Raw genomic sequence first — 13,290 nt, forward strand, 5'->3', positions numbered from 1 at the left:
CTTAAATTAGCCTGCTAACAAACGCATCTCCAAAACTGATACCCTATGAATTTAACCATCGAAAATATTGTCTTCATTGGCTCTGTTTTACTCCTAATAAGTATTATAGTTGGTAAAACCTCGTATAAATTTGGGGTTCCTACGCTGATTTTATTTTTAGGAATCGGGATGATCGCGGGCTCTGATGGAATTGGAGGCATTCAGTTTGACAATCCGCAAATAGCACAGTTTATAGGTATTGTCTCCCTTAATTTCATTTTATTTTCGGGGGGATTAGACACGCAATGGTCTTCGGTGAAACCTATTTTACGGGAAGGCCTGGCATTATCTACAGCCGGCGTACTATTAACGGCAGTGTCCTTAGGCTGCTTTGTGTATTATGTTACAGATTTTACGATTTATGAGAGTATGCTCCTCGGCTCTATCGTTTCGTCTACTGATGCTGCTGCGGTATTTTCCATTTTGCGATCAAAAAGTCTAGCGCTAAAAACCAATTTACGCCCAACCCTTGAGCTTGAAAGCGGTAGTAATGACCCGATGGCATATGTATTGACCATCGCGTTTTTGACCTTAGTGATCAATCAAGATCAAGGTTTGATTTCTGTTATACCTATGCTTTTAAAGCAAATGGTCATTGGTGGAATTGCCGGTTTTCTATTTGGGAAATTCAGTAAACTCATCATCAATAAGATCGAATTAGGTTTTGAAGGACTTTATCCTGTTTTGGTAATCGCTTTAATGTTTATTACCTTTTCAGCAACTGAATTTATTGGAGGTAACGGTTTCCTTGCTATTTATATTTGCGCGGTTTATCTAGGCAACCAAGATTTAATTCATAAACAAACCATTTTAAAAATGTTTGATGGATTGGCTTGGTTGATGCAGATCGTATTGTTCCTGACATTAGGGCTGCTCGTCTTTCCTACGCAAGTGATTCCTTATATCGGGATTGGTCTAATGATCTCGCTATTCCTTATTTTCGTCGCGCGACCTGTTGGGGTTTTCATCAGTCTAGCATTTTTTAAGATGAAAATGCGCCGCAGATTTTATATTTCCTGGGTGGGATTGCGCGGGGCTGTGCCCATTGTATTTGCGACGTATCCCCTTCTCGCCGGAATTGACAAGGCCAATATGATTTTTAATATTGTGTTTTTTATCTCACTGACTTCGGTGCTTATTCAAGGAACTACGCTTTCGTTGGTGGCAAAATGGCTTAAAGTAGGCTTGCCCGAAGAAAGCAAAGCACAGCGTAATATGAATCATCTTATTTCTGAAATTCCAAAAACAGCGATGCGGGAAATCAAGATCTCACCGCACTGTAAAGCGGCTGACACTAAGATCATTGACTTGGGCTTTCCTAAAAATGCGATCATTGCTATGATTAAACGCAATGATAAATTCCTGACTCCAAAAGGTTCAACAGTGATTAATGCCGGCGATACGCTAGTGGTTTTGAGCGAAGATGAAGAAGGATTGGACGATGTAATTAAATGCGTTAATTAAATCAAAATAGAGATACGCACCACGCAACCTTTGTTTAGCTTCGGTATCTGAAAAGAAACGAAGCCTATGAAACTCTTCTGTACTTTATTACTCGCAGCACTTTTATTTATTTCTGGTTGTGACGCTTCCTCAAAAGCAACCGATGAAGAAAGCTGCACCGAAACTAATACTGCCTATGTTTCTGAAGTAACAGGGGACTCTGCAGTTGCGGTAGGCGATGAACTTGAGCTAAGCGTTTCGTTCCCGGTGAATAATGGCTGTGGCCAGTTTAATGCTTTTACAGAAACTGAAGACGGCAACGTAATTACAATTGAGGTTGAAGCTATTTATGACACCTGCAGTATGTGTACGATGGATATCCCAACGCGTACAGCAACTTATACTTTTAAAGCGGAAACCGAAGGAAGCTATACTTTAAAATTCAAGTCTTCAGAAACAGAATTTATCACTAAAACAATTACTGTAAACTAGAGCTTTATAACAGAAGCTATTCTGTTTCGGGCAATTCGCGAAGTTTATTCTCCTGAGCCTGTTTGGCTTTTGCGGCTGCGTAATCCCAACCTTGCTGCCACCAATTGGTCATCAGCTTTTTATTAAAGATCAAACTGTTTTCCGTTAGTTTTGACGGGGTATAATACAGATTCAACGGTACGTCTTTGTTAATTGCAGCTAACTTACCTACGATCACATCGTGGTATTCTACCTGATCCATCAAAAAGCCAAAAAGATTGACCATCAATGAAAAGGGATTGTTGCCCAAGACCTTGTTGTACTCCATATTTTCTGACTCCAGAATAATCGCATCCACCTCGGTCGCTCCGCGGCGTATAGCCTCACGAATAGGCACTATACACCCAAAACCACCATCAGCATACTCAAAGCCATTCTTTTTCACCAAACTCATAAACGGAATGTAGTTACAGCTGATCCAGATCCACTCGCAAAAATCTTCGTAATTCCAATTGCGAATCGATTTATATTCCACAGTATTTTTGGTGAGATTTGAAACGGTCACGACCACATCTGCAGTCTGTTTTTTTATCTGTTCAAACTCGGCTTTAGAGAGGTTTTTCTTGATGTTTTTCAGCAGGTTTTTGCTCTCCCCAAACGTACGCTTCCGTCTGATGAATTGCCAGACCGTATTCCAATAGTTAATGGAGACATACTCCCGATCACCACGCTTTTTAATATTAAACGGATTGACATTAAAAATCGTGTTTTGATTAACCTGCGTATATACTTCATACGCACGCTTGATATTGTTATTTGCAAGTTGAGAGATTAGCAAACTACCGGTTGAAGTGCCTAAGAACAAATCATATTTGTGTCCCTGCTCTTCAATCAAATGTTGAGCCACACCGCCGGCGTATGCGCCTTTACTTCCTCCTCCTGAAATAACTAATGCGCGCATCAGGTTAATTTTTCGGCTAAAAGTTGTTTTTCTTTTTCATCAGAAATATCAAGCTTTTTCAACTCTCTGCGATAATCTGCATTTTTCACTACCTCATCAAGAATTTGACGACAGGTTTGTGCAAACCGCCAATTGTGATGAAAACAAGCTTCCACAAGATTTTTTAAACTCTTGGGTTCAAACAACTGCAATTGATACAGCTTAGTAAAGGCTTGCTCGCGAGTTTCAAAAGAGTATCTATTACCCGTATAACGTGTTAATCGGAAAAAATGATCTCTAATGTAGGCTTCCTCATAATCTAGAGTAGAAATCGCCAAAGCCAACCACAAGATCTCCACATTGTGATTAGAAAACCCTTGAACCCCCTTCATCTTATCTAAATACTTATGTCTTTCTGAAGGAAAGGACGTCCATAAGTTCATAAAAGCAAGCTCTCTCGTAATATAAGAATCGTCATTCAATAAACGCTCATAATTGGTTTTCATAGCAGCGGGAACCTTAGTCACCGTTTGCGCAATGGCTTGTCGTACCCATGGATTATTAGTGTAAAATGCGCGTTCATAAATACGACCGGCAGCAGCTGGCGAAACATCTGCTAGTTGGTAAATAGCCTCAGGACCCGAGTATTTATCAGGCAATGCCAGTAGGTCAAAAAGTTTCTGTGATTTTTGCCCATAAGAAAGCTTGCGTAAATCTACCGTGCGCTTATAGCGCTGAATCACCTGGAAATCTTGTAAGGTCGCGATCGCTTCCTCATATCTAAAGTCGGCTGCTTGCAACCAGTTTTGTTCAAATTCTTGCAAATCCTGACCGCTTGCTGCACGCGCTTCCGCTAGAAAATCTTCGGTTTCTACATTGCTGAATTTATGCGTATTAAGGTAATTTTTCACAGCAGTTTTAAATGCCTCGTCTCCTATTTGTTTACGCAACATATGCAGTGCCCAGGCACCTTTTTCGTAAAACGTAAGCGAACTCGCTTTAGGGTTGAGCAGGCTTTCGCCGTTTCCTTTATCAGTCATTGCTTTTAGTTGCATTGCAGACTGAAACAGTTTCCACGCATATACTTCATCTCCTAAAACTTCAGCTTCGGCTAACAATGCGTAATAGGTTGCAAAACCTTCTTGCAGCCAGTGATGTGTTCCTGAAGTTTCGGTCACATAATCTCCAAACCATTGATGCGCGAGTTCGTGCGCATTTACATTCACATAATTACGATCTGTAAAACCGCTGCGATCTACCATATAGGCATCACTAAAAATGGTTGCGGTAGTGTTTTCCATTCCGGCATAGAGAAAGTCCTTTACGGGCACCTGCTTATACACCGGCCACGGATAAGGAACTCCAATTTCTTCCTCTAAAAAATCAAAAATATCATCAGAATATTTGTAGGTGGTCATCACTTTAAGTGAATCTTCAGGGTAATAGTACAAATCAATGGGCACACCAGAATCAGATCTACGGCTTTGTTTGCGGTAATCGCCTAGAACAACCGCTACCAGATAGCTAGACATAGGTTCTGACATTTCATAATGCCAGATGAATTTATCATCAACTTCTTCTTTTTCCTTTAAAACACCATTAGCAATCACCTCTTGCCCCGGATACGCTACAATAGAAAGGTCAAACTCGATCTTATCGTTCATATCGTCAATACTCGGCAACCAATTAGAAGTATATTTCCCCTGACCTTGTGTCCAGATTTGCTGAAAACCGCCATTATTCACGAAGTACAGCGCCTTATTAGGTTGCGCCGTATAATTAAGCATCAAATTATAGGTTTTACCCTTCTCAAAACTTTGGGTGAAAATTATGCGACCTTCATCTGTATGTGTTGGGACGATCTTACCATTAAGAAGTGCCTCATATTTTGCGATGTTTTTAGCATCCAGATAAACAAAATCTGCATTGGCTTTCATGGTAAATTTAATCTCCATTTTACCGGTAACACTAGACTTGGCAAAGTCAAAATCAAGCATTGCATATATGCGTTCAAAGTCAACCGTTTCGGTTTGTTGGGCGTACGTGGTGCTTATCAAAAACGCTGTGATAAGCGAAAAAATCAATCTCATAAAATCACTCTAATGAATAGGCTGCCAAATTAAGGATTTGAATTCAAACCTGCTTGTTTTAAGTGTACCGAATACGAGAATAAAATAATTGGGTTTTATATCTTCGTTTATCAAGATCATTCTAGGCTGAAAATAGCCTGAAAAGAAAACTTTTTAGAGTACATTATCTTTCAAACGGTTTGATCTTAGAGCAAACTAAAATGAGTAGCAATGCTAAAACGCGAACCTTTTTTTTTAATTCTACTTCTTGTGATAGCTGCCGCGCTTCAATTGCTATTCTTTGGCTCCTCCGGTTTTAGTGCGGAAAAAACTACCGCTATCAACATTGGCGACACCTATTATGTAGTTTCTGTTCTATACATTTTTTCGGGAATATTTTGCCTTTTACTTTTTTTAGGAAACGGATTAAAACTCTTAATTCAGAAAAAATTAGAAATCGCAACAGTGCTTTTCTTTATCATTGCTTCTGGAGTACTACTGGTATTCTGCACTCAATTTTTGAGTGCTTTACATGAAATGCAGTCCGCAGATGAAGCTAGGGCTGTGCTTATCAAAATAGTAAACAGCATCAGATTATTTGTAGCGCTCGTAGCAGGTATCACTTTAGTTTTCATCGGAAAAAAATCTACAAGCGCTTATCTAATTCATGAGTAGTAAACTTCAGATTCCTATAGATTACCTAAAAGGCGTTGGCCCCAACCGGGCTAATTTGTTGCGCTCAGAATTGGGAATTCATACGTATCAGGATTTGCTCAATCTTTTTCCTAATCGTTATATTGACAAAACGCAATATTACACGGTTAGTCAGTTGCAACCTACCAGCGCCGATGTACAGATCATTGGTAAAGTCACACATATTAAAACGGTGGGAGAAGGAAGATCAAAACGCTTGGTCGCAACCTTTATCGATCAAACCGGCGCTATGGAACTGGTGTGGTTCAAGGGGTTAAAATGGATACGAGAAAGCCTAAAAATAAACGTGCCCTATGTCGCCTTTGGAAAAGTGCAACGTTTTGGCAGCTCCTACTCGATCGCACATCCCGATCTAGAATTGCTTGAAGAACACAAAAAAGGCTTGCGCATTGCGATGCAACCGGTGTACCCTTCAACCGAAAAACTAAGCAACAAGGGCATTACCAATCGTGTGATGAATGGCTTGATGCAAACGCTTTTTCAAGAAGTGCATAAGAGTATTGAAGAATCTCTTTCTGAATCCATTAGAAATACATTGAAGTTGATTTCGCGTCGGGAAGCCTATCTTAATATTCACTTTCCGCAGCAGCAAGAAAAACTGGCAAAGGCGCAATTTCGGCTGAAATTTGAAGAACTTTTTTTTATTCAGTTGCAGCTTTTAGTAAAAAACCAACTGCATAAACAAAAAATTAAAGGCTATGCTTTTGAGGAAATCGGAGACTATTTTACCACTTTTTATAATAAACATTTACCTTTTGAACTCACCGGCGCTCAAAAACGAGTTGTGAAAGAAATTCGTAACGATCTGGGAAAACCTGCACAGATGAATCGCCTGCTTCAGGGAGATGTGGGAAGCGGCAAAACCATCGTTGCCCTGATGACAATGCTGATCGCGCTTGACAACAATTTTCAGGCCTGCCTTATGGCTCCAACCGAGATTTTGGCCATTCAGCATTTTCAGGGAATCAGTGAATTGTGCGAAAAACTAAATATTAAAATCGCGCTGCTCACTGGTTCGTCAAAGACCAAAGAACGACGAGAAATTCATCAAAGTCTTGAAGATGGCAGCCTAAATATTTTAATAGGAACACACGCGCTGCTTGAAGATAAAGTAAAATTTAAAAATCTGGGACTTGCTGTTATTGATGAGCAACACCGCTTTGGTGTAGCGCAGCGCAGCAAGCTTTGGCACAAAAATGAACTGCCGCCGCATATTTTGATAATGACAGCAACCCCCATTCCGCGTACGTTGGCGATGAGTGTTTATGGTGATCTTGATGTTTCGGTGATCGATGAGTTACCTCCCGGAAGAAAAGCCATTAAAACCGTGCATCGCTATGATAACAACCGTTTAAAAGTGTTTGGTTTTATTCGCGATGAGATCAAAAAAGGCCGACAGATCTATGTCGTCTATCCACTTATTCAAGAGAGTGAGGCGCTTGATTATAAAGACCTGATGGATGGTTATGAAAGCATCGCACGTGAATTCCCGATGCCTGATTATCAAATTTCGATCGTGCACGGACAAATGAAACCCGCAGACAAAGATTACGAGATGAACCGCTTTGTAAACGGTGAAACACAAATCATGGTCGCCACTACCGTGATCGAAGTGGGTGTAAATGTCCCCAATGCTTCGGTGATGATCATTGAAAGTGCAGAGCGTTTTGGGCTGTCACAACTGCATCAGTTACGTGGACGCGTGGGGCGCGGTGCAGACCAGAGTTATTGTATTTTAATGACCGGTCATAAACTTTCTGAAGATTCAAAAACCCGCCTACAAACGATGACGCAAACCAATGACGGTTTTGAAATCGCCGAAGTAGATCTAAAACTACGCGGTCCCGGCGATATTATGGGCACGCAACAAAGCGGGGTACTTAACCTTAAAATCGCTGATATTGTGAAGGATAACGAAGTCATGAAAATCGCACGCAATTATGCTTCTGCATTGCTTAAAGAAGATCCGCAATTGGCACAGCCCGAAAATTTACCCATACGCAAAACCTATGCGCAGGTCATGAAATTCAAAAATATCTGGAACTATATTTCCTAACACATTTCAAGATTTTCCTGTTGATAAACACGGTAGATAAAGTCGTGATTAACCCCAAGTATTTGAGTAAAAAAGCAGGGTAAATAGTATATTTGCCCTTTCAAAAATATAAGAATGCAAATAAGCTACAACTGGTTAAAACAGTTTATTAATATTGATTGGGAAGCCGAAAAAACCGGTAATTTATTGACAGACTTAGGTCTTGAGGTTGAAGGGATAGAAGCTTTTCAAAGTGTAAAAGGAGGGTTAAAGGGTATTGTAGTTGGTCACGTGCTTACGTGCGTTAAACACCCCAATGCTGACCGTTTAAAACTTACCACTGTAGATCTTGGTGATGGTGAACCGGTACAAATCGTATGTGGAGCACCCAATGTTGACGCCGGTCAAAAAGTTCCTGTAGCAACCGTGGGTACAACGCTTTATGATGATAAAGGTGAGCCTTGGAAAATTAAAAAAGGAAAGATTCGCGGCGAAGTAAGTAATGGAATGATTTGCGCTGAAGACGAACTTGGTCTTGGTGAAAGTCACGATGGAATTATGATCTTAGAAGAAGATCTAAAACCGGGGACTCCGCTTGCTAAAATCTTTGAAGTTGAAGATGATTATGTTTTTGAAATTGGCTTGACCCCCAACCGTGCAGATGCGATGAGTCATATGGGTACCGCGCGCGATTTACGTGCAGGACTTATTCAGTCTGGTGTGCATCCTGAATTCATCACGCCTTCTACGAGTTCGTTTAGAATTGATAACCGCACCCAAAAAATAAGTGTGCAGGTTTTAAATAATGAAAAAGCACCGCGCTATTGCGGAATCACCTTAAGCGGTTTAACCGTAAAAGAATCACCGGCCTGGATTCAAAACAGGCTTAAAGCGATTGGACTTACCCCAAAAAATAATATCGTTGATATCACGAATTACGTGTTGCACGAACTAGGGCAACCGCTTCACGCTTTTGACTTGGCAAAAATTGCCGGAAAGCAGATCAATGTTAAAACGGTAGCTGCAGGTACAAAATTCACTACTCTTGATGGTATTGAGCGTGAACTGCACGAGGAAGATCTGATGATTTGCGATGCTGAAAAACCTATGTGTATCGCCGGTGTTTTTGGCGGTGAGCATAGCGGTGTAACGGAAGAAACGACTTCTATATTTTTAGAAAGTGCCTATTTTGACCCTGTAAACATACGTAAAACGGCTAAGCGTCACGCACTTAATACCGATGCCTCTTTTAGATTTGAGCGCGGTATTGATCCTAATATTACAGAATATGCTTTAATACGTGCCGTTTTGTTAATTCAAGAATGTGCCGGTGGCGAAGTAACAAGTGACGTGGTGGATTTCTATCCTAAAAAGATTGAAGATCATCAAGTAGTGCTCAATTTTGATCGTGCTGAAAAACTCATTGGAGAAGCAATCCCCAAAGAGACCATAAAGTCTATTTTGTCTTCTCTAGATATCAAGATCAATAATATTACAGAATCTGGTATTGGGATGACCATCCCTGCATACCGTAATGATGTGACCCGTGAGGTAGATGTTATTGAAGAAATTTTACGCGTTTACGGCTACAACAAAATTCAATTTAAGTCAAAGCTTAATGCTTCGGTTTCAAAAAGCAGCCGCTTTGCAGATCATAAAATTCAGCAAGTAACTGGTACACTATTAGCTTCGTTAGGATTTAACGAAATCCTGAACAATTCCCTGACCTCTCCGGTGTACGCTTCTTTAAACGATGCTTTTAAAGAAGATTATAACGTAACGATGCTGAATCCGTTGAGTACTGATCTTTCGGTAATGCGTCAATCTTTGCTGTTTAGCGGATTAGAAGTTGTGGCTTTTAACAGCAACCGCAGACAACCGGATTTAAAACTTTTTGAATTCGGAAAAAGCTATCATAACTTCCCGGGTGGCCGTGAAGAATATAAGCATTTAACCCTGCTTTTAAGCGGAAAGCAAAATGCCGAAAACTGGTTTCAGCAACAACAAAACACTACGTTCTTTGATTTAAAAGGAAGTGTTGAAGCTGTGCTTTCAAGATTAGGTATCGCCCAGTGGAAGGTAAAACCGGTAAAAGACACTCAATTCTCTGAAGGTTTAGAGTACACTGTGCAGAAAAAGCAAGTGGTTTCTTTTGGCTTGGTTTCTAAAGCTATTCGTAAGCATTTTGATATTGAGCAAGAAGTTTTATTCGCTGATTTTAATTGGGACACCATTTTAGATCTGGTTCAACAGAATTCGATCAAATTTGTGCCAATTCCTAAAAATCCTGCGGTACGACGTGATTTTGCGTTGCTTTTAGATCAGGATGTGACCTTTGATCAGATTTATCAGGAAGCTTTTATGGTAGAGAAAAAATTACTGCAAAATGTAGCCTTGTTTGATGTGTACGAGGGTAAAAACCTTCCGGAAGGGAAAAAGAGTTATGCTGTGAGTTTTACGCTTCAGGATGAACACAAAACCCTAACCGATAAAGAAATTGATAAAATCATGAACAAGTTGCAGCAGCGCTTTGAGAAAAGCTTAAACGCTGAATTGCGCTAGATTTTTTAGCATTTGGCGTGTTGTGCTTTAGTCTTCAAATAGTTAACTTTAAGACTTAAAAAGAAGAATGATGCTGTTAAAAAGAACCAACATTCACGAAAAATTGCTTCGTGAACAACGTCTAAACACCAATGCCGGAGAATCAAAAATCATAAACTGGGTTAATCAATTTCTTAAGAACACACCCGCTAACAATGCGCGTATTTTAGACAAGCTCAAGCAACAAAACGGTGATGCTTCGGCAACTGCTTTTATTTTTGACAAGCTTGATACAGAACGCATATTTCACGAAAAAAGCATTAAAAGAATTTGCGTGGATTACAGGCTAAGGTTTTTAGACACGCATTTTTTTAAAGGAACCTATCCTCAAGAAGCTCTTGATGAAATCAAACATCTGGAAGAAGCACATGAAACTAGCCTTTCTAACTTTAAAATAATGGCTCCGTCAAAAATGTTTGTCTTAAGCAAAACAGACGATCCTCTTTTATTTGCACCAATGGGTAATGGTTATTATTATCTTATTCATAAATGGGGCAATGACCTGCACCCGTTACGCAAACTGCTAATGTGGCCTTTTAAAACTTTTGAGACACTAGTTTTTACCATTATGATTTCGAGTATTTTAGCTACGGTACTAGTACCTGATGGCCTGTTTGCGCCGGAACAAAGCTTAAGTCAAGATGCGATGGTTTTCTTTTTTATGTTTAAATCTATCGCCGCTGTGGTGATCTACTACGGCTTTGCGTTGGGAAAAAACTTCAACACCGCCATCTGGAAGTGTCAATATGATAAAGCACAATGATTAAAGATTCAAAGTATGAGCGTGTATATACAGGCTCTGAAATCAATGTAAACCACCTAAAATCACAACTGGAAGACGCCGGTATCAGCAGCGTCGTTCGCAACGATCACGAGAGTGCCATACGTGCCGGTTTTGGCAGTGACTATGATCGCGGCGTATTATTATTTGTAGAAAAGGATAACCTATTAAGAGCTAAACATATTATCGAAAAAACCACTTCAGAACCTAAGTTCACCGATGCCGAATTAGAAGAGCAGGCTACGCAAAGCCGCTTGAAAGAGCAAACCACTGAGCGTAAAGGCGAGCGGCCATTAATTCAAAAAGAAGAAAAGCCGAAGCGCTCTTTTTTTAATCTCGCATTAAATGCCGCTTTACTTATCTATTCACTATGGCGCTTGTATCCCCTCACTCAAGGAGAAGAGTTGCCCACCTATCGTATACTCTTGAGTGGTTTTATTGCAGTTTTCTGCGGTTTTACGCTCGTGCGACATTTTATAAAAAAGTAAGAACAAAAGTTCTCTTAAAATAAAAAAGATCCGTGGTCTGTACCACGGATCTTTTTTGTTTTTATTCAGCTGATAGCTTACGCTTCTACAGCGTACATCTGCTCGCGTTGCTCTTTTATCTTTGGGTCATTCATATACTCATCAAATGTAAGATAACGATCTATTGCACCTTTTGGAGTTAATTCAACAATACGATTACCTACTGTTTGCGCGAACTCGTGATCACTCGTAGTCAACAAAATAGTCCCTTTAAAATTCTTCAGACTGTTATTGATCGCCGTGATCGATTCAAGATCCAAGTGGTTAGTAGGTTCATCAAACATCAATACGTTTGCGCGCTGCATCATCATTCTGCTTAACATACAACGTACTTTTTCACCCCCTGACAACACGTTTGAAGTTTTGAGCGCTTCTTCTCCCGAAAAGATCATTTTCCCTAAGAAACCTCTCAAATAAACTTCTTCACGCTCCTGTTCGGTTTTAGCATATTGACGCAGCCAGTCTACTAAGGTCAATTCGTTATCAAAGAATTCTTGATTATCTACAGGAAGATAAGACTGATTCGTCGTCACCCCCCACTCATACTTTCCTTCTAGCGCATTTTGCTTACCATTCAGGATCTCATAAAATGCAGTGGTTGCTCTACTGTCTTTAGAATATACTACAACTTTGTCACCCTTAGCTAGGTTGAGATTCACGTTTTTAAACAAAACTTCTCCATCAATAGAAGATGCTAGTTTCTCCACATTTAAAATCTGATCTCCTGCTTCGCGCTCACGCTCAAAAATAATTGCGGGATATCTTCGGCTAGATGGCTTGATCTCATTTACATTAAGCTTATCAATCATCTTTTTACGGGACGTTGCCTGCTTACTCTTTGCTACGTTTGCACTAAAACGACGAATAAACTCTTCAAGCTCCTTTTTCTTTTCTTCAGCCTTCTTGTTTTGTTGCGCGCGTTGACGAGCAGCCAATTGAGAAGACTCATACCAGAAAGTATAATTTCCGCTGAAATGCGAAATCTTTCCAAAATCTATATCAGATATATGTGTACATACCGCATCTAAAAAGTGACGGTCGTGAGATACTACAATGACGCAGTTGTCGTAATTCGCCAAGAAATTCTCTAACCAGTTGATCGTTTCATAATCAAGGTCGTTAGTAGGCTCATCCATTATCAACACATCTGGATTTCCAAAAAGTGCCTGAGCCAAAAGCACACGTACCTTTTGCTTACCGTCAAGATCCTTTACCAGACTGTAATGCAAATCTTCGGTGATCCCAAGGTTTGACAATAAAGCCGCAGCATCACTGTCTGCATTCCACCCGTTCATCTCTTCAAACTCGACCTGAAGTTCCCCGATACGCTCAGCATTTTCGTCTGAATAATCAGCATACAGCGCATCAATTTCTGTCTTGATCTTAAATAAGGGCTTGTTCCCCATCAAAACCGTTTCTAAAACAGTATGCTCATCGTAAGCATAGTGATCTTGCTCTAAAACCGACATTCTTTTGCCCGGCTCCAAGTGCACGTGACCACTTGTAGGATCTTCTTTGCCCGAAATAATTTTTAGAAATGTAGATTTTCCTGCACCATTTGCTCCTATAATTCCATAGCAATTGCCTTGAGTGAACGAGACATTTACTTCGTCAAACAATACGCGTTTTCCAAACTGTACAGATAAATTTGATACTGATAACATATGCTT

At 40.1% G+C, this 13,290-nt stretch carries 10 protein-coding genes; 7 read left to right on the plus strand and 3 right to left on the minus strand.

All coding sequences use genetic code 11. The features are described from left to right. The first annotated feature begins 45 nt into the window (after positions 1-45). Both LDL79_RS01750 and LDL79_RS01755 read left to right on the plus strand, forming a co-directional pair. Positions 46-1,503 carry a potassium/proton antiporter gene (locus LDL79_RS01750; protein WP_225598929.1) on the plus strand — a complete coding sequence of 486 codons (1,458 nt, stop codon included), beginning with the start codon at positions 46-48 and terminating at the stop codon, positions 1,501-1,503. Positions 1,504-1,569: 66 nt separating this feature from the next. Beyond that, a complete protein-coding gene (locus LDL79_RS01755) occupies positions 1,570-1,974 on the plus strand; it encodes a hypothetical protein (RefSeq protein ID WP_225598930.1) in 405 nt (134 codons plus the stop codon). A 16-nt stretch (positions 1,975-1,990) separates the two neighbouring features. On the opposite strand, the gene LDL79_RS01760 is transcribed toward LDL79_RS01755, so the two are convergent. Next, positions 1,991-2,914, minus strand: a complete 924-nt coding sequence (locus LDL79_RS01760; protein ID WP_225598931.1) for a patatin-like phospholipase family protein — start codon at positions 2,912-2,914, stop codon at positions 1,991-1,993. Next, on the minus strand, positions 2,914-4,983 hold the full coding sequence (locus LDL79_RS01765) for a M1 family metallopeptidase (RefSeq protein WP_225598932.1): 2,070 nt from the start codon (positions 4,981-4,983) through the stop codon (positions 2,914-2,916). Before LDL79_RS01765 ends, LDL79_RS01760 begins: the two co-directional genes overlap by 1 nt. A 210-nt stretch (positions 4,984-5,193) precedes the next feature. Here LDL79_RS01765 and LDL79_RS01770 point away from each other — a divergent pair, with 210 nt between their 5' ends. From LDL79_RS01770 to LDL79_RS01790, 5 genes are all read left to right on the plus strand, one after another. Next, positions 5,194-5,637, plus strand: a complete 444-nt coding sequence (locus LDL79_RS01770) for a hypothetical protein (RefSeq protein WP_225598933.1) — start codon at positions 5,194-5,196, stop codon at positions 5,635-5,637. Further along, positions 5,630-7,732, plus strand: a complete 2,103-nt coding sequence (recG, locus tag LDL79_RS01775) for an ATP-dependent DNA helicase RecG (protein WP_225598934.1) — start codon at positions 5,630-5,632, stop codon at positions 7,730-7,732. Before LDL79_RS01770 ends, recG begins: the two co-directional genes overlap by 8 nt. A gap of 114 nt (positions 7,733-7,846) precedes the next feature. After that, a complete protein-coding gene (gene pheT, locus LDL79_RS01780; RefSeq protein WP_225598935.1) occupies positions 7,847-10,273 on the plus strand; it encodes a phenylalanine--tRNA ligase subunit beta in 2,427 nt (808 codons plus the stop codon). Between the two features lie 67 nt (positions 10,274-10,340). Next, the gene (locus LDL79_RS01785) at positions 10,341-11,075 is read left to right on the plus strand and encodes a hypothetical protein (RefSeq protein ID WP_225598936.1); all 735 of its coding nucleotides are present in this window, start codon (positions 10,341-10,343) and stop codon (positions 11,073-11,075) included. Next, positions 11,072-11,581 (plus strand): putative signal transducing protein, encoded by a 510-nt coding sequence (locus tag LDL79_RS01790; RefSeq protein WP_225598937.1) that lies wholly within the window; start codon positions 11,072-11,074, stop codon positions 11,579-11,581. The genes LDL79_RS01785 and LDL79_RS01790 overlap by 4 nt, the downstream gene beginning before the upstream one ends. 77 nt (positions 11,582-11,658) lie before the next feature. Here the strand turns inward: LDL79_RS01790 and LDL79_RS01795 are convergent, their stop codons facing one another. Beyond that, entirely contained in the window at positions 11,659-13,284 is a 1,626-nt protein-coding gene (locus tag LDL79_RS01795) for an ABC-F family ATP-binding cassette domain-containing protein (RefSeq protein WP_072984675.1), read from the minus strand. Positions 13,285-13,290: the final 6 nt, after the last annotated feature.

The organism is Leeuwenhoekiella palythoae (assembly GCF_020310025.1).
Classification (GTDB): Bacteria; Bacteroidota; Bacteroidia; order Flavobacteriales; family Flavobacteriaceae; genus Leeuwenhoekiella; species Leeuwenhoekiella palythoae.

What these genes read in the sequence shown, in the direction of transcription:
- LDL79_RS01750 (WP_225598929.1), top strand. Translation starts at nt 46, where the DNA reads ATGAATTTAACCATCGAAAATATTGTCTTCATTGGCTCTGTTTTACTC.
- LDL79_RS01790 (WP_225598937.1), top strand. Translation starts at nt 11,072, where the DNA reads ATGATTAAAGATTCAAAGTATGAGCGTGTATATACAGGCTCTGAAATC.
- LDL79_RS01760 (WP_225598931.1), bottom strand. Translation starts at nt 2,914, where the DNA reads ATGCGCGCATTAGTTATTTCAGGAGGAGGAAGTAAAGGCGCATACGCC.
- recG (WP_225598934.1), top strand. Translation starts at nt 5,630, where the DNA reads ATGAGTAGTAAACTTCAGATTCCTATAGATTACCTAAAAGGCGTTGGC.
- LDL79_RS01795 (WP_072984675.1), bottom strand. Translation starts at nt 13,284, where the DNA reads ATGTTATCAGTATCAAATTTATCTGTACAGTTTGGAAAACGCGTATTG.
- LDL79_RS01770 (WP_225598933.1), top strand. Translation starts at nt 5,194, where the DNA reads ATGCTAAAACGCGAACCTTTTTTTTTAATTCTACTTCTTGTGATAGCT.
- LDL79_RS01785 (WP_225598936.1), top strand. Translation starts at nt 10,341, where the DNA reads ATGATGCTGTTAAAAAGAACCAACATTCACGAAAAATTGCTTCGTGAA.
- LDL79_RS01755 (WP_225598930.1), top strand. Translation starts at nt 1,570, where the DNA reads ATGAAACTCTTCTGTACTTTATTACTCGCAGCACTTTTATTTATTTCT.
- LDL79_RS01765 (WP_225598932.1), bottom strand. Translation starts at nt 4,983, where the DNA reads ATGAGATTGATTTTTTCGCTTATCACAGCGTTTTTGATAAGCACCACG.
- pheT (WP_225598935.1), top strand. Translation starts at nt 7,847, where the DNA reads ATGCAAATAAGCTACAACTGGTTAAAACAGTTTATTAATATTGATTGG.